Source organism: uncultured Maricaulis sp., assembly GCF_963976135.1.
Classification (GTDB): Bacteria; Pseudomonadota; Alphaproteobacteria; order Caulobacterales; family Maricaulaceae; genus Maricaulis.
The window spans coordinates 1-15834 of the sequence record NZ_CAXBKN010000073.1 but is presented as its reverse complement, the minus strand read 5'-3'; the positions used below and the strand labels follow the sequence as shown (position 1 = coordinate 15834).

Below are 15834 nucleotides of genomic sequence, written 5' to 3'. Positions count from 1 at the left end.
GACCATTTTTCCTTCATGGTCACCAGTTCTTCGGCACTCGTCGGATGCACGGCACAGGTCATGTCGAACTGCGCCTTGGTCAGCCCCGCCTTGACGGCAATCGCCGCCATCTGGATCATCTCCGGCGCATCCGGCCCGACAATATGCACGCCCAACACCCTGTCTGTCTCCCCATCGACGACAAGTTTCATCAACATACGACTTGCATCATTGGTCAGTGAAATTTTCATCGGCCGGAAACTGGTCTTGTAAACGTCAACCTGCGCAAAACCTTTGCGCGCATCGGCCTCCGACAGGCCAACCGAACCAACCGGCGGCTGGGTGAAGACCGCTGACGCAATGTCATTGTGATCATAGGCGGTCGGATGCCCGCCAAACACGGTGGCCGCAAAGGCCGCGCCCTCGCGGATTGCCACCGGGGTCAGATTGACCCGATTGGTGACATCACCCACCGCATAGACGCTCTCGGCGCTGGTCTGCGAATAGGCATCAACCTTGATCGCACCCCTGTCATCCAGATCGACGCCGGCCTTTTCGAGGCCGAGCCCGACGACATGCGGGTCGCGCCCGATCGCATACATCACCACATCGGCGTCGACATGGCTGCCATTGGTGAGCTGGACGCGCTTCATGCCATTGCCAAGATCGGTGATCTTATCGAACACGGCATGGGTGATGACGCGAACGCCCGAGCGCACCAATTCCTCGTGTACATGACTGCGGACATCATCATCAAAGCCGCGCAGCACCGTATCGCCGCGATAGACCTGGCAGACCTGCGAACCCATCCCGGCGAAGATCTGGGCGAACTCGCACGCAATATAGCCGCCGCCAGCGATCACGACGTGCTTGGGCAGGGTTTCGAGATGGAAGGCCTCATTGGAGGAAATCCCCATCTCATGGCCTTCAATATCGGTTGGCGCGAAGGGTGTCCCGCCGGTGGCGACCAGGATCTTGCCGGCCGTGACGGTCTTGCCGGATTTGACCAGACGCAGGGTGTGGGCATCCTCGAACACGGCGCGGTCCTCGATGATCTCGACGCCGGAATTGGACAGATTGCGCCAGTAGATCCCCGACAGGCGGTCGATCTCGGCATCCTTGGCCGCGATCAGTTTTTCCCAGTCGAAGGTCGGCTTGCCGACCGACCAGCCATAACTCTCCGCAAGTTTGAAGGTCTTGGCGAACTCACTCGCATAAACGAGAAACTTCTTCGGCACGCAGCCGCGAATGACGCAGGTGCCGCCGACCCGGTATTCCTCGGCAATCGCCACCTTGCCGGCACCATATTGGCGCGCCATCCGCGCGGCGCGCACACCGCCGGAACCGGCACCGATCACGAAGAGGTCGTAGTCATATTGGGTCATCGGGATCGCCCCCTGTTGGTGTGCTATTCCAGCCCGGAAAGGTATTCCTGCACGCGTGGCAGTGCGCGTTCGGCAACGTCTGCGCCCCATTGCTGCCCGACAATGAACGAGCGCTCCATCAGTGTCGGCATGCGGGCAAGCAGAACCTGGCCGAGTTCGGTTTCATAGAATGCGATCGCGCCGGCCAGCTCTTCTTCGCTGAACTCGGTCGCGTAGAGCATGACGATCATGTCCGTCAATTCGGATGCTGAGGCTTCAAATTCCTCGAGCATAATGGCGATGACGGCGTCGAGCTGCGCCTCGGTCAATTGCGGCGCGCTCGCCTGGATCTGGGCCCGCATGACCGGTGCCATTGAGCCGATCATGTCCGATGCGAGATCAACCGCTCCAGTCTGCTCGGCCAGCTGCCGCGCGAGCACTTCGCGCTCATCAGCGGCAGCCGGTGCCACCGCGAGCAGGAGCGATGTCAGAAACGCTGCGCCAAGCATGGATAGACGCCTGTATAAGCCCATTTTCATTACCCCTATAATTCCAGCACGCGTGCTTCATTATCCTCGCCGACAATCACGACACGGGCGAGGCCGATGAACAGGCCATGCTCGACCACGCCCGGCAGCGCCTTGAGCCGATAGTCGACCATCGCCGCATCCGGGATCGCACCACAGGCGCAATCGAGAATGTAATGGCCGCCATCGGTCACAAACGGGTCAAGTCCGTCGCCCTTGCGGCGCAGCTGGACGTCCGGCCTGGCAATGCCGCAGGCGCGCAACACGTCATAAATCTGCTTGGCGGTGATGGAGAAGCCGAAGCGGTCGACTTCCACCGGCAGCGCAAACCGGCCCAGCTTGGAGACCAGCTTGCTCTCATCAATGACCACGATCATGAGATCGGACGCATGGGCGATAATCTTCTCGCGCAACAGGCAACCGCCGCCGCCCTTGATCAGCTGAAAATGGCCGTCGACCTCGTCGGCACCATCAACGGTCACCGAGATATGATTGACATGGTCGACATCGATCAGCGGCACGCCGACTTCCCGCGCCAGCTCTGCTGTCTGGTTTGAGGTCGCCACCGCCTGGATGCGCAAACCGTCCTTGATGCGCTCACCAAGCAGGCGGACGAAGATCTCGGCCGTCGAGCCGGAGCCGAGCCCCAGCGTCATGCCCTCTTCGACATAGGCGAGCGCCGCGGCCGCGGCGAGGGTTTTCTGGCGATCGGCACTCATGCCTCCACACCTCCGAGGAGCACGTATTTGAGCTCTGAGAACTCCTCGACACCCCATTTGCCGCCCTCGCGGCCAATGCCCGATTCCTTCATGCCGCCAAAGGGGGTCGAAGCCGATCCAACCATTGGCGCATTGACGCCGATCATGCCGTAATCAAGGCCTTCAGTGATGCGGTAAACGCGATTGACGTCGCGGGTATAGAGATAGGCCGCCAGCCCGTAGGGCGTGTCATTGGCGAGACGCAGGATCTCTTCCTCACTGTCGAGGCGATAGATTGAGGCGACCGGTCCGAAAATCTCGAAACAGGCCAGATCCATCGTGGGGTTACCACCCTCGATCAGGGTCGGGGCGTAGAAGGCACCGCCAAGCTCGTCGACCAGCGGCTTGCCACCGGTGACGATCCGCGCGCCGCTCTCGCGGGCATTGCGCACCAGGGCATCGACCCGCGCGACGGCTTCATGATGGATCAATGGACCAAGATCGGATGCGCCGTCAAACCCGTCGCCCGGCTTCAGCTTCGAGACACGTGCTTCCAGGGCTGCGACGAAGCGGTCCGCAATACTGCTCTGCACGATGATGCGGTTGGCCGACACGCAGGTCTGGCCGGAAACACGGAATTTCGAGGCAATCACGCCATCGGCCGCGGCCTCGATATCGGCGTCATCCATGACAATGAAAGGCGCATTGCCGCCCAGCTCCAGCGCCACGCGCTTCACGCCATCGGCGGCCTGGCGCATCAGCAGTTTTCCGACGACCGTTGAGCCGGTGAAGCCGATCATCTTGACCTCCGGCGCTCCGGTCATCACCGGACCGAGCGTCTGGGCATCGCCGCAAATCACGTTGAACACGCCATCGGGGATGCCGGCGCGCCGGGCCAGTTCAGCCAGCGCCAGGGCCGAGAGCGGGGTTTCCGGGGCCGGCTTGATCACCATGGTGCACCCAGCCGCCAGGGCCGGGGCGCATTTGCGCGTGATCATCGCATTGGGGAAATTCCACGGCGTGATGCAGGCGACGACACCGACCGGCTGGTGAATGGTCCAGCCGCGCGAATTCGGGAAAGGCGGTTGCATGGTCTCGCCATGGATGCGCTTGGCTTCCTCGGCCGACCATTCGATGAAGGCCGCGCCATAGACCACTTCGCCCATCGCCTCGCGCTGGGTCTTGCCCATCTCCAGCGTGATCAGGACAGCGAGATCGGCAGCATTCTCGAGGATCAGCTCGTGCCAGCGCATCAGGAGCTTGCTGCGCTCGAAGGGGGAGGTTCGCTTCCAGGTCTCAAAGGCTGTAGCTGCGGCGGCGATCGCTGAGCGGGCGCCATCAGCACCGACATCGCCGACTTCGGCAATCATCTCATTATTGGCAGGATTGAGAATTGGCTTGGCGCCCTCGCCCTGGACCCATGCCCCATCAATGAAGGAAGCGGTCCGGTACAGCGTCTTGTCCTTCAGGCGGTCTGCAACACTCATGAAGCCGTGTCCTTCTTGGCTTTGCGGGTCGATTTGGCGCGGCGGAAACGGGCCGCCCAGCCATCCTTGTTGGTCTGCTCTGCCCGGGCGAGCGCCAGAGCGTCAGCGGGGACGTCTTCAGTGATCACACCACCCGACCCGGTCATCGCGCCGGCACCAATCGTCACCGGAGCCACCAGGCTGGTATTGGAGCCGATAAAGGCCCCCTCACCGATCACAGTGCGATGCTTGCCGAAGCCGTCATAATTACAGGTAATCGTCCCGGCACCGACATTGGCACCGGCACCCACGCTGGCATCCCCTACATAGGAGAGGTGATTGACTTTCGCACCCTCTGCCAGCTGCGACTTTTTGATCTCGACGAAATTGCCGACCTTGGCCTTCACGCCGATTTCTGCGCCGGGGCGAAGCCGCGCATAGGGGCCGATCTGGGCCCCCTCGCCGATGGTGGCGCCCTCAAGATGCGAGAAGGCATGGATGACCGCATCCTCGCCAATCGTCACGCCTGGGCCGAAGACGACATTCGGCTCGATGATCACGTCGCGCGCAATCTGGGTATCCCAGGAGAAGAAAACGGTTTCCGGCGCCACCAGGGTCACTCCCGCATTCATCGCCTCGCGGCGCATCCGCGTCTGCAGCGCCGCTTCGGCTTCAGCCAGGTCGACACGCGAATTGACCCCCAGCACTTCATCAGCGCCCGCCCGCACGACAATCGCTTTCAGCCCGCGTGAACGCGCCAGTCCGACAACATCGGTCAGATAGTATTCGCCATTGGCATTCTCATTGCCGACCTGGCCGAGCAGGTCGAACAGGAGCGCCGCATCCGCGGCGAGGACGCCGGAGTTGACCAGGCCAATCTCTCGCTCCGCCTCGGAGGCATCCTTGAATTCGACAATGCGGTCGAGATCGCCCTCAGCATTGAGCACGAGACGGCCATAGGCCGCCGGTTCTGCCGGTTCAAAACCCAGCACGGCGACCGCCGCGCCGCCTTGCAGCGCCGCGAACACCCGCTCGACCGTCTCCGGCTTGATCAATGGCGTGTCGGCATAGAGCACGATCGCATCGCCCTTGAAGTCCTCGAGGGCCTTGCGGGCTGCCAGCACGGCATGCCCGGTCCCCAGTGGCGGGTCCTGCAAGGCCGTCGCCGACCCCAGCGCCTCGGCCGCATCACGCACCGCCGGCGAATGCGCGCCATACACCGTCACCACCTGCCCGGCACCGCTGCGCTCCGCCAGATCAATCGCCCAGTCCAGCATGGGCCGGCCACCAACCCCGTGCAGCACCTTGACCGTTTTGGATTTCATGCGCGTGCCTTGTCCGGCAGCGAGAATGACTGCAGCGCGGGATCGTGACATGGGGCTATCCTCTCGGACCGAAAGCGTGTGGGACATGTGTCAGGGCGCTATAGCCTATCGTGCGATAGCGCGTAACCATACAGCGTCGCAATCGCCAGCCTCAAAGAGCAAAATCACATGTCCGATCTCCTCGACCCCGACCTGTTCGGCCAAGCCTCGATCGCGTTCGATCTCGACGGTACGCTGGTCGATACGGCGCCCGACCTGGTTCGCGCGCTGAACGCTGTCATCGTCCCCGACGGGCTGGCCCCTGTGCCGGTCGATCATCTGCGTGCCCTGGTCGGCCGTGGCGCCCAGGCCCTGATCGAGCGCGCCTATGCACAGCAAGGCCGGCCCCTGGCACCGGAAGCGACGCCGGAGCTGGTGGCGCGGTTCATCGAAATCTACCAGGCCGACATTGCCGCCCACAGCCGGGTCTTCCCGGAAGTGGAAGCGACACTGGCGCGGCTGCAACGCGCTGGCGCCACCCTCTCGGTCTGCACCAACAAACCGTCCATTCTATCGGACCTGCTGATCGCCGAGTTCAAGCTGAGCGATTACTTCGCCCGCATTATCGGGCCCGACCGCACCACAGCAAAGAAACCCGCCGCCGACCATGTCCATACAGCGCTCGGCACGGGCTATCTGCGCGCGGCCATGGTCGGTGACAGCGCACCGGACGTGGATGCCGCGCGTGCTGCCAGCGTGCCGAGCATTGTGCTCAGCTATGGCTATAGCGAAGCACCGGCCGGCTCCTTGGGAGCCGACCGGTTGCTTCATGATTTTGGTGATATTCCGGGGGCGCTCGCCGAAATCTGGCGAGCGTAATTCTGATCAGGCGGAGCGACGCTCGCGGCCGACATCATTGGCTGGCCGTGTTGGCATGCCATTGACCAGGTTCGACCGCACATCGGTGCGGGCAGAACGCATGGCAGGCATGAAGCCGGCTTCGACGAGATCGACATTCACGTCATAGCCGCGCTCGGCCCAGTAAGCTTCAATACGCGCTTTAAGACGGCGCGCGCCTTCCGGCGTGCACAGATCGTTATTCATGAACAATACCTCCAATACGACCGAAGCTTCCCTCGGCCGGGAATTGCGTCCAATCTGATGATAATAGTCGCCGATGCGCTGGATGCGCTTCCGGTTCGGGAGGGCTGATATAGGGATGACGCTTCTGTGACGAGGTAAAATTGATGTGTCAAGTTGTCGCACCCCGCTCAACGGGCAGGTGCAAACCCGCATGCACGCAGAGTTGACCGCCCGTAAGCACGTGCTTATACGAACGCTTTCCGGGATACCGGGCGATTAGCTCAGCGGGAGAGCACCTCGTTCACACCGAGGGGGTCACTGGTTCAATCCCAGTATCGCCCACCATTTCCACCCTCCATCCAGTTCGAAACTTGCCTGACAGGCCGCGCCCGGCAGTGCGATTCTGTCATGGATCACGGCATTCCAGGGGCGATGCGCCTGGTCGTGCCCGGTCCCGGTGCGGACTTTACTTGCGAAGCGTTCTCATAAATGAGAGAGGAGGGGCTGATCAATCAGATTGGGTGCGCCATGAAAACCGTGAAACTCCTCGCTCTGGGTGCTGGCATTGCGCTGGCGGCCTGTTCGCAACCGGCCGCAAATGATGGCGACAGCGCCCGCGTGGTCAATGTCTATAGCGCCCGTCATTATTCCAGCGACGACGCGATCTATGCGGCCTTCACCGAGCAGACCGGCATCGCCGTCAATCTGGTTTCCGCCGGTGGCGACCAGTTGATCGAGCGGGTCCGCGCTGATGGCGAGCGCAGCCCGGCCGATGTCATCATCACCGTCGACGCAGCCCGCCTGCACCGCGCCGAGGAAGCCGGCCTGTTTGCGCAGACCGATTTCGGCGCCCTGACGGACACTATCCCGGCCAATCTGGTCGACCCGCAGGGCTATTGGGTCTCCATTGCCAAGCGCGCCCGCGTCATTGCCTACTCCAGCACGCGCGTTCAGCCTGGCGATATCGAGACCTATGAAGACCTCGCCGATCCGCGCTGGCAGGGCCGCATCTGCGTCCGCTCGAGCGGCAATGCCTATAATCAGTCCCTGCTCGCCTCGATCGTCGCGCGCTCCGGCGAAGAGGCCGCTGAAGCCTGGGCCCAGGGCGTGGTCGACAACATGGCCCGCGCCCCCCAGGGCGGCGACACGACCCAGCTCGAGGGTATTGCGGCGGGGGAGTGTGATCTCGCTGTTGTGAACCATTATTATTACGCGCTGATGGCGAATTCCGATGAGCCGGCGCGCCAGGCGGCGTCCGAGACCGTCTCGCTTCTCTTCCCCAACCAGCAAGGCTCGGGCACGCATATCAATGTGTCCGGTGCGGGCATTGCGGCCAATGCACCGCATCCGGACGAGGCACGCGCGCTGATCGAATTTTTCTTCAGCGCCGACGCCCAGCGCATGTTCGCCGAAATGACCAATGAAATACCGGTCATCGCCGATACGGCCTGGGAAAACCCGACACTCGAGGCGATGCTCCCCTTCGTCGAGGATGAGCGCAATGTCTCGGAGCTGGGCGATCATAATGCCACCGCCCAGCGCATTTTCGACCGGGTCGGCTGGCAATAGCGATGGCGGCAGCGGCCCGCTCAATCCGGCGCCAGGCCTGGCTGCCGGGCCGCGCTACAGGGCTGGCCGTGCTGGCGGCGACGCTGTGCGCGGCACCGGTGCTGGCCGTCGCCTGGATCGCACTGACGGGTGAAACCGGCGACTATCTGCGCCATCTCGCCGGCACGCGCCTGCCGACCTATCTGACAAGCTCGGCCGTCGTCGCCCTCATCGCCGCTGCCGGGTCCGGACTGATCGGCACCGGCCTTGGCTGGCTGATCGCCCGGACGGACTTCTTCGGTCGCCGCACGCTGGGCTGGGTGCTGATCCTGCCGCTGGCAGTGCCCGCCTATGTCGCCGCCTATGCCTGGCTCGATCTCAGCCATGCCGGTGGCCCCCTGCAAGCGCTAACCGGTGGGCTCTTCCCGACGATACGCGGCAGCTGGGGCGCGGGGTTGATGTTTGCCTTCGTCCTCTACCCCTATGTCTATCTGCTGGCGCGCAACGCCTTCGCCGCACAATCCGCCGATGCCTATAATGCCGCGCGGACGCTCGGCGCCGGGCCGTTTTACGCCTTCTGGCGCACCTCGCTGCCGATGGCGCGACCGGCCATCGCCGCTGGCCTGGCATTGGTGGTGATGGAGAGTCTGGCCGATTACGGCACCGTTTCCCATCTCGGCGCGCCGACCCTGTCGATCGGCCTGATCCGCGCCTGGAGCGGCGCCGGATCGCTGGTCGACGCCGCCCGGCTCTCACTGGTCCTGGTCCTGGTCGCGATTCTCGTTTTCGGGCTGGAACGCGCCCAGCGCAGCCGCGCCCGCAATATCAATGCTGCCGGGCGCCACAAGCCGGCGCCGCGGCTGCAGCTGACCGGATTGACGGCGCTGGCCGCCTTCCTCGCCTGCCTGCTGCCGCTTCTGCTCGGCATGCTCATCCCGCTCGGGCGACTGGGCTGGCTGGCGCTGCGGACCGAGGCAGCCAGCGGCCTCGCTGCTGCCAGCCTGCACAGCCTCACCCTGGCCGGCATCACCGCCCTGATCGCTGCAGCGCTGGGCCTGGGCACCGCCTACGCCCTGCGCAGCCGCACCGTGATGGCGACCCTGGCCGCCCGCGCCGCCGGGCTTGGCTATGCCGTGCCCGGTGCCGTTGCCGCCGTCGGGGTAATTGCCCTGCTATCGGGCACCCAGGCCCTGATCGACCCCGCCTGGCGCGCCCTGACCGGCGACGTCTTCCCCGTCCTGCTCACCAGCACCGGCGCTGCCCTGGTCCTGGCCTATCTGTCGCGCTTTGCCGCCGCCGCGATCAGCCCGGCCGAGACCGCCCTGGCGCGCGTCACCCCGTCGCTTGACGGCGCGGCCCGCACGCTGGGCGCTACGCCCCGCCGCCGGGTCTGGCAGATCCACTGGCCGCTGATTGCCGCCGGCGTCACCTCGGCCGGCCTTCTGGTCTTCGTCGAAGTGCTCAAGGAATTGCCGGCAACCATGATCCTGCGGCCGTTCAATTATGACACCCTGGCCATCATCGCCCATAATTTCGCCAGCGATGAGCGCCTGGGCGAGGCCGCCCTGCCCTCGCTCCTGATCCCGCTGGTCGCCCTGCTTCCCATGGTCTTTGTTGCCCGCTACCTATCGCGGCAGGATCGCTAGAATGCCGCCCGGGGAGGCCGCATGACGGACGCACAGACAGTGTTGAGCATTCGCGGTGCCGAGCATCACTACCGCGCCGACCATGCCGCGCTGGCGGGGGCCAATCTGGACCTGCATGCCGGCCGCATCACCGCCCTGCTCGGCCCCTCGGGCAGTGGCAAATCCACCCTGTTGCGGGCCATCGCCGGTCTGGAACGGCTGGACACCGGCTCGATCCGCCTCGGTGACACCATCTGGAATGACGAACAGACTCATCTGCCACCGGAAGCGCGCCGCGTCGGCATGGTGTTCCAGGATTATGCCCTGTTTCCTCACATGACGGCGCTGGCGAATGTCGCTTTCGGGCTGTCCGGTGCCGACAAGAAATCGCGCGCCCTGGCCCAGCTGGAAGCCGCGGAACTTGGCCATCGCGCCGGGGCCTATCCGCACGAACTGTCCGGTGGTGAGCAACAACGCGTCGCGCTCGCACGCGCCCTGGCGCCACAGCCCTCTGTCGTGCTGCTGGACGAGCCTTTCTCCGGCCTGGACCGCCGATTGCGCGGCGAACTGCGCGAACGCACTGTGGACACGCTGAGGGCCGCCAGAACGACGGCACTGATCGTCACCCACGACGCCGAGGAAGCCATGGCTGTAGCCGACCAGCTGGCGCTGATGGATCAGGGCCGCATCATTCAGACCGGCACCCCGGACGCGGTGTGGATGGAGCCGGTGAGCGCGACCGCGGCGAAATTGCTCGGCGACGTCGAAATCATTGAGAGCCGCATCAGTGGCGGCGAGGCTGCAACGCCGTTTGGCGCGGTCAAGGCAAGCGGATTTGAATCCGGCCAGCGCGTCAATGTGCTGATCCGGCCGCGCGCCTTCGCGGTCAGTCCCAGCGAGACGGGCGGCTTCACCATCACCCGCCGCCGCTCCACAGGCCCGCATCTCAACCACCGCTTTGCCAACGAGACCGGCGAATGGACCGCGCAGACGCCGGCCCCCTCTTCGCTTGCTGAGGGCGACCGCGTTAGTGTGGTGCTGGATCCGGCTTATATACGGGTTGTCACCGCGTAGAGGCGTCCGGATGCCGCCTGACCCGCAAACAGCCGGCACTCACAAAATCGCCCCCACCTTGCGGCAGGGGCGAGTTGCAGGCGCCTGCTTTGAATCCCTGTGGCTTACGCCACTTTCGACATCTTGGCGGCGCGCTTTTCCTCGATGCGCTGACGGGCAATCTCGTCGGCGATCACATTGGACGGACGGCCTTCCTTGTCCGACTGGTCGAGAATCTCGCCCAGCGTCTGCTCGAGGCCGGTCAGCTTGCCCTGGACCCAGGCTGGATTGAAATCGCCGGCAATCTCGCCCATCACATTGATGATACCGCCGGCATTGAGCACGTAATCAGGCGCATAGACGATGCCACGCTTCATGATTTCGGCACCCATATCGCGGGTCGCGAGCTGGTTATTGGCGGCGCCGGCGATGATCTTCGCCTTGATGCGGCCAATCGTGTCCGGATTGATGATCGAGCCCAGTGCGCACGGCGCGAAGACATCGACATCCTGGTCGTAGATTTCGTCGAGTCCGACAATCGTCGCGCCATATTCGGCCTTCAGGCGCTCGAGACCGTCGACATTGATGTCGGTGATGATGAGCTTGGCGCCGGCCCTGGCCAGGTGCCCGCTCAGATAGGAGCCGACATGACCCGCCGCACCCTGGATCGCCACGGTGACACCGGACAGGTCGGTCTTGCCGAGCGCGCGCTCGATACACACTTTCATACCGCGGAACACGCCTTCTGCGGTCACGGGCGACGGGTCACCGGACGCATCCTTGCCTTCCGGCAGGCCGACCACATGGGTGGTGAAGCGGCGCACGGCCATCATGTCGGCCGGACTGACGCCGACATCCTCGGCGCTGATATATTCGCCATTCAGGCTTTCGACGGCACGACCGAAAGCTTCAAACAGGGCCACGCGGTCAAAATCGCCCGCCGGCTTCATGATCACGCTCTTGCCGCCACCGATCGGCAGGTCGGCCATGATATTCTTGTAGCTCATGCCCTGGGACAGGCGCAGCGCGTCATTCAGCGCCTCGCTCGATGAGGGATAGGTCCACATGCGGCAACCGCCGCAAGCCGGACCACTGGCCGTGGAGTGAACGCCGATAATGGCTTTCAGCCCGGTCTGTTCGTCGGTCGCGAACAGGACTTTCTCGTGATTGTCAAAAGACGGGTGCTCGAAGACACTCATGAAGCGCAGACCCTTTTTCCATGGGCGCAGCGAGATCGCTGCAAAATTCGGCGCTCAAATAACCTTTCGCACCGCCAGATACAAGCGCGAGAAAACATCGTGATCAGACGCTATTGTAACAAATCCTTTATGCGGCACCGCAGCAATGGGAGAATTTTTGCCTCGAACCAGGGGTTTTTGCGCAACCAGGCACTATTCCGCCATGAGGGATGCGGTAAGGGGAGATAATCTGGTCCGAAAGCCTCGGCGTCGCGCACTGTATCCGTCATGGTTTTTCGCACTTGCGAACCGAGGTGAAAGCGCTGCGCATGCAATCCGACCAATAGCGTCAGCCGGACTTCGCCCAGTTGATCGATCAGCCTTTTCTGCCAGAGCGGTGCGCATTCCCTGCGCGGCGGCAGATCCGCCCCGGTGGCATCGAGCCCTGGGAAGCAAAACCCCATCGGGGCAATGGCGATTTTGCCGGCATCGTAGAAGACGGTCTCATCAACCCCCATCCAGTCGCGCAACCGATCCCCGGACGCATCGGTGAAAGGCCGGCCGGAGGCCTGAACCCGCGTCCCCGGGGCCTGCCCGATGATCAGGATTCTGGCGCCGGACGTGGCCTGCACGATCGGCCGCGGTTCATGCGGCATGAAAGCGGCGCAGACGCGGCACGCCCGGATATCTCTCAGAAGCGGATCGAGATCAGACGCGGCCAATCCGATAGACCCCTTTGAAGGTCTCGGCATCGGTTACGGGCTTGCCCTTGCGCAGGATCGCCACCTGCCCCTTTTGCATCAGCCGGATTGCCGCCTGGCGCACATGGCCAAAGCGTTTGTGCCAATTATCGGGATCGGCGGCGCGGGCGACATCTTCCGGCGCGATGGACCGCCCCTCGGGAGCGGCTTTCACCAATTGCAGGATAACGGCTTCGATCGGATCGTCGGATGTTGTATCGGTCATGGGCGATATCTATTCCAGCTTTCCCGCCATTGCCAGAGGCCGCCATGCGCCGTGATCACCGCCCCTATTGGATGCACCATTTGTGGGAGCGCTATGAGAATGCCTGGACGCAGCATTTCCTCGAGCCCCATTTCGAGGCCCTGGGCAGTGATCCCAAGATTGTCCGCCCCTGGCATGTCGAGGTTTTCGGCCCCAATATCGTCGCTGGCGAAAAGCTGCACATCATCGCCAGTGCGGCCGATCCGGTGCGTCTGACTGTCTGGTCGCCGCAGGAGAGCCAGGGCCACATCACCATTGGCGACGGCGTCTTCATGGCCGGAGGCACACGGCTGCTGGCGGCCGGTTCGATCGAGATCGGCGATGCCTGCCTGATCGCGCGCGAATCGGTGATCACCGATTGCGACTGGCACTCCCTGTATGACCGCGTCGATCCGGCGCCGCCCTCCAGGCCCGTCAAACTGGGCAAGAATGTCTGGGTGGGCGATGGTGCCTTTATCGGCAAGGGCGTGACGATTGGCGATCACGCCGTGATCGGGGCCCGTGCCGTGATCACCAAGGATGTCGAGCCCTATGCAGTCATGGCCGGCAATCCGGCGCGCCTCGTCAAACGGCTCGATCCGGCGCTGCCGATGAAGACAAGGCTCGACCTGCTGGGCGATCTCGACGGGCTGGAGGCCTTCATGGAAAACGCCTATCGCGACGCCCTGAAGGATAATTCCACCACCGGCTGGCTGAGCTCGAAGCTCTGGCCGCGCCGCGGCGTCTAGCTGCCGAACAGGCTCATCGGGAAGACACCGATCGCCGCCCCCGTCATCAATGTCGCCAGCGTGCCCGAAATCAACGCCTTCGGGGCCAGGTTGAGAATATCCTCACGCCGCGAGGGCGCGATGGCGACCAGACCTCCGGTCAGAATGCCGACGCTGGCGAAATTGGCGAAACCGCACAGGGCATAGGTCATGATCAAATTGGAGCGCGGGCTCAATGCATCGCCCAGCCCCGCCAGCTGGTCATAGGCATAGATCTCGTTGAGCGCCGTCTTCAGCCCCATCAGGGCACCGGCTGTCGTCGCTTCTTCCCAGGGGATGCCGGCCAGCCAGACGATCGGCGCAAACAGCCATCCCAGGATCCGGTCCGCGCTCAGCGGCGCGCCATGGATATCGGGTAGCAGGGCCAGAAGGACATTGGCCAGGGCGACCAGCGCGGTGAAGACCAGCAGCATGAAGATGATGTTGAAATAGAGCCGCATCCCGTCCGACACGCCGGTCGTCAGCGCGTCCATCGAGGAATTATAGATCGGGGCGGGAATTTTTCCCGCCTCCGCCGCCGCCTCCAGCCCGGCCGAATTCGCCTCGGCGGGCATCATCAGGCGCGCCAGCAACACAGCGGCGGGCACGGAAATCAGCGAGGCGGTGAAGATATGCCCGGCAGCGTTCTCGATCACGCCGGTCAGCTGGCTGACATAGAGCGCCATCACCGAACCGGCGACGGTGGCAAAGCCGACCGTCATGATCAGGAAAAGATCGGGGCGGCTCATCTGTGGCAGGCGCGGCCGGATCAGGACCGGGCTCTCGGTCATGCCGAGGAAGATATTCGCCGCCGCGCCAAGACTGGCGGCGCCGGACAGGTTGAGCAGACGGCGGAAGGCATAGGCGAAGGCCTGAACCAGAAGCTCCAGGATGCGCCAGCGCCACAGCAGGGCTGACAGCGCAGAGAGCACGATCACCATTGGCAGCGCCTGGAATGCAAACAAAAAGAGACTGCCGCCCTGCGGATCGACCACGAAGGGCGATGGCGCGCCCGACAGATAGCCGAACACGAATTGCGCGCCCTCATTGGTCACCTCCTGCAACACCATGACGACACCGGTCAGCGATTGCAGGAAGGCCCGGAAGGGGGTGACCGAGTAGAGCAGCCAGGCGATCAGCAATTGCATCCCGATCGCGCCCAGCAGCAGCACGACGGGAAAGCGCTGACGCGGCCCCAGGGCCCAGGCCAGACCGGCAAATATGAACAGGCCGGCAAAACTGCGCAATTGCAGCGTCATGTCTTCCATCTGGTCCCCCGGAAACAGCTGCGGCACCCTATTCCGCAGGGCTGTGCGGCTGCAAGCACTTGCCTCAATCGCCGAGCCGGGAAATGCTACCCGCCATGAGCCCTGCCCCGATCAAGACCCCTTGCGTCAAAGTCTGTTTCGTCGATCCGGCGGCCGGTCTCTGCGTCGGCTGTTTCCGGACAATGGGCGAGCTGGGCCGCTGGACGAAATATTCCGACGCCGAACGCGAGGCTGTCCTGGCCGCACTGCCGGAACGCGAGGCGCACTATGCCAACCAGCATCCGGACGCGAAGGGAGCCGTATCGTGAAACGCTGGCTGCCCCATCTCGCCCTCGCTGCCCTGGTGACCGCCGCCGTGCTGCTGGCGATGCGTTATGCCGCGCCCGGCAGCCTCGATCAGGGTGATACCGCCCTGCGTCTGGTCCAGTCGGTCGGCCTGGTCGTGCTGATTTCCGGCGGTCTGGTCGGTGCGATCGCCACACGGCCGGGCCACGCGATACGCGATCTCGCCATCTGGATCGGGATCGGCCTGGTCCTGCTGGCGGGTTATTCCCTGCGCGATGATTTCGCCACGGTCGGCGCGCGCATGGCCGGCAATCTCGTGCCTGCACGGGCCCAGGGCGAATCCGGCGGTGCCCAGACCATCCGGCGCCAGGCCGATGGGCATTTTTATATCATCGCCGAGATCGATGACCGGCCCGTGCTCTTCCTGGTCGATACCGGTGCCTCCATGGTCGCACTCAGCCGCGCCGATGCCGAACGCGCCGGCATTGACACGGCCGCGCTGCGCTTCAATCAACCGGTCCAGACGGCCGCCGGGACATCCTCCGCGGCCGGCGTGCGCCTGCAATCCTTGCGGCTGGGCAATCTCGAACTGCGCGATGTCGATGCGATGGTGATGATTGACGGCTCGCAATCCCTGCTCGGAATGTCCGCGCTCAATCGCCTCTCGGGCGTTGAGATCCGCGGCGATGAACTGGTGCTGCGGCC

General features: G+C 63.8%; 17 protein-coding genes and 1 tRNA gene. 8 read left to right on the top strand and 10 right to left on the bottom strand.

Translation table 11 applies throughout. The features are described 5' to 3' along the window. The 5 genes from gor to glmU all read right to left on the bottom strand — a co-directional run. Positions 1–1364, bottom strand: a 1364-nt coding sequence (gene gor / locus AAC023_RS10530; RefSeq protein WP_339740972.1) for a glutathione-disulfide reductase, incomplete at its 3' end; no start/stop codon positions are given. Positions 1365–1387: 23 nt separating this feature from the next. Then, positions 1388–1852, bottom strand: a complete 465-nt coding sequence (locus AAC023_RS10525; protein ID WP_339740970.1) for a DUF2059 domain-containing protein — start codon at positions 1850–1852, stop codon at positions 1388–1390. 35 nt (positions 1853–1887) lie between these two features. Next, complete coding sequence (rpiA, locus tag AAC023_RS10520) at positions 1888–2589, bottom strand: ribose-5-phosphate isomerase RpiA (protein WP_339740968.1); 702 nt, start codon at positions 2587–2589, stop codon at positions 1888–1890. Next, on the bottom strand, positions 2586–4055 hold the full coding sequence (locus AAC023_RS10515; protein WP_339740965.1) for an NAD-dependent succinate-semialdehyde dehydrogenase: 1470 nt from the start codon (positions 4053–4055) through the stop codon (positions 2586–2588). Before AAC023_RS10515 ends, rpiA begins: the two co-directional genes overlap by 4 nt. Continuing rightward, positions 4052–5410, bottom strand: a complete 1359-nt coding sequence (gene glmU / locus AAC023_RS10510) for a bifunctional UDP-N-acetylglucosamine diphosphorylase/glucosamine-1-phosphate N-acetyltransferase GlmU (protein ID WP_339740962.1) — start codon at positions 5408–5410, stop codon at positions 4052–4054. The genes AAC023_RS10515 and glmU overlap by 4 nt, the downstream gene beginning before the upstream one ends. A 117-nt stretch (positions 5411–5527) precedes the next feature. On the opposite strand from glmU, the gene AAC023_RS10505 reads away from it, so the two are divergent. Then, entirely contained in the window at positions 5528–6217 is a 690-nt protein-coding gene (locus AAC023_RS10505; RefSeq protein WP_339740959.1) for an HAD hydrolase-like protein, read from the top strand. A gap of 6 nt (positions 6218–6223) precedes the next feature. Here the strand turns inward: AAC023_RS10505 and AAC023_RS10500 are convergent, their stop codons facing one another. Continuing rightward, positions 6224–6442: a phosphoglycolate phosphatase gene (locus AAC023_RS10500; RefSeq protein WP_091767813.1), complete on the bottom strand. Its 219-nt coding sequence runs from the start codon at positions 6440–6442 to the stop codon at positions 6224–6226. A 249-nt stretch (positions 6443–6691) separates the two neighbouring features. On the opposite strand from AAC023_RS10500, the gene AAC023_RS10495 reads away from it, so the two are divergent. The 4 genes from AAC023_RS10495 to AAC023_RS10480 all read left to right on the top strand — a co-directional run bounded on the left by AAC023_RS10495 (position 6692) and on the right by AAC023_RS10480 (position 10668). Next, positions 6692–6766 (top strand) — tRNA-Val (locus AAC023_RS10495). Between the two features lie 183 nt (positions 6767–6949). Next, positions 6950–7990 carry an extracellular solute-binding protein gene (locus tag AAC023_RS10490; RefSeq protein ID WP_339740949.1) on the top strand — a complete coding sequence of 347 codons (1041 nt, stop codon included), beginning with the start codon at positions 6950–6952 and terminating at the stop codon, positions 7988–7990. 2 nt (positions 7991–7992) lie between these two features. Further along, on the top strand, positions 7993–9615 hold the full coding sequence (locus tag AAC023_RS10485) for an iron ABC transporter permease (RefSeq protein WP_339740946.1): 1623 nt from the start codon (positions 7993–7995) through the stop codon (positions 9613–9615). 21 nt (positions 9616–9636) lie between these two features. Beyond that, positions 9637–10668, top strand: coding sequence for an ABC transporter ATP-binding protein (locus AAC023_RS10480; RefSeq protein ID WP_339740943.1), 1032 nt, complete (start codon positions 9637–9639; stop codon positions 10666–10668). Between the two features lie 104 nt (positions 10669–10772). Here AAC023_RS10480 and AAC023_RS10475 read toward each other — a convergent pair whose 3' ends face one another. From AAC023_RS10475 to AAC023_RS10465, 3 genes are all read right to left on the bottom strand, one after another. Next, positions 10773–11846: a Glu/Leu/Phe/Val dehydrogenase dimerization domain-containing protein gene (locus tag AAC023_RS10475; RefSeq protein ID WP_339740941.1), complete on the bottom strand. Its 1074-nt coding sequence runs from the start codon at positions 11844–11846 to the stop codon at positions 10773–10775. Positions 11847–11956: 110 nt separating this feature from the next. Next, a complete protein-coding gene (locus AAC023_RS10470) occupies positions 11957–12547 on the bottom strand; it encodes a uracil-DNA glycosylase family protein (RefSeq protein ID WP_339740938.1) in 591 nt (196 codons plus the stop codon). After that, the gene (locus AAC023_RS10465; protein WP_339740935.1) at positions 12534–12791 is read right to left on the bottom strand and encodes a DUF3253 domain-containing protein; all 258 of its coding nucleotides are present in this window, start codon (positions 12789–12791) and stop codon (positions 12534–12536) included. Before AAC023_RS10465 ends, AAC023_RS10470 begins: the two co-directional genes overlap by 14 nt. A gap of 44 nt (positions 12792–12835) precedes the next feature. Here AAC023_RS10465 and AAC023_RS10460 point away from each other — a divergent pair, with 44 nt between their 5' ends. After that, entirely contained in the window at positions 12836–13558 is a 723-nt protein-coding gene (locus tag AAC023_RS10460; RefSeq protein ID WP_339740933.1) for an acyltransferase, read from the top strand. On the opposite strand, the gene AAC023_RS10455 is transcribed toward AAC023_RS10460, so the two are convergent. Continuing rightward, on the bottom strand, positions 13555–14844 hold the full coding sequence (locus AAC023_RS10455; RefSeq protein WP_339740931.1) for a nucleoside transporter C-terminal domain-containing protein: 1290 nt from the start codon (positions 14842–14844) through the stop codon (positions 13555–13557). The two genes, AAC023_RS10460 and AAC023_RS10455, sit on opposite strands and share 4 nt — an antisense overlap. A 95-nt stretch (positions 14845–14939) precedes the next feature. On the opposite strand from AAC023_RS10455, the gene AAC023_RS10450 reads away from it, so the two are divergent. Both AAC023_RS10450 and AAC023_RS10445 read left to right on the top strand, forming a co-directional pair. Further along, a complete protein-coding gene (locus tag AAC023_RS10450) occupies positions 14940–15152 on the top strand; it encodes a DUF1289 domain-containing protein (RefSeq protein WP_339740929.1) in 213 nt (70 codons plus the stop codon). Further along, positions 15149–15834: TIGR02281 family clan AA aspartic protease (locus tag AAC023_RS10445; protein ID WP_339740927.1), on the top strand; the 686-nt coding region annotated here is incomplete at its 3' end. The genes AAC023_RS10450 and AAC023_RS10445, both read left to right, overlap by 4 nt.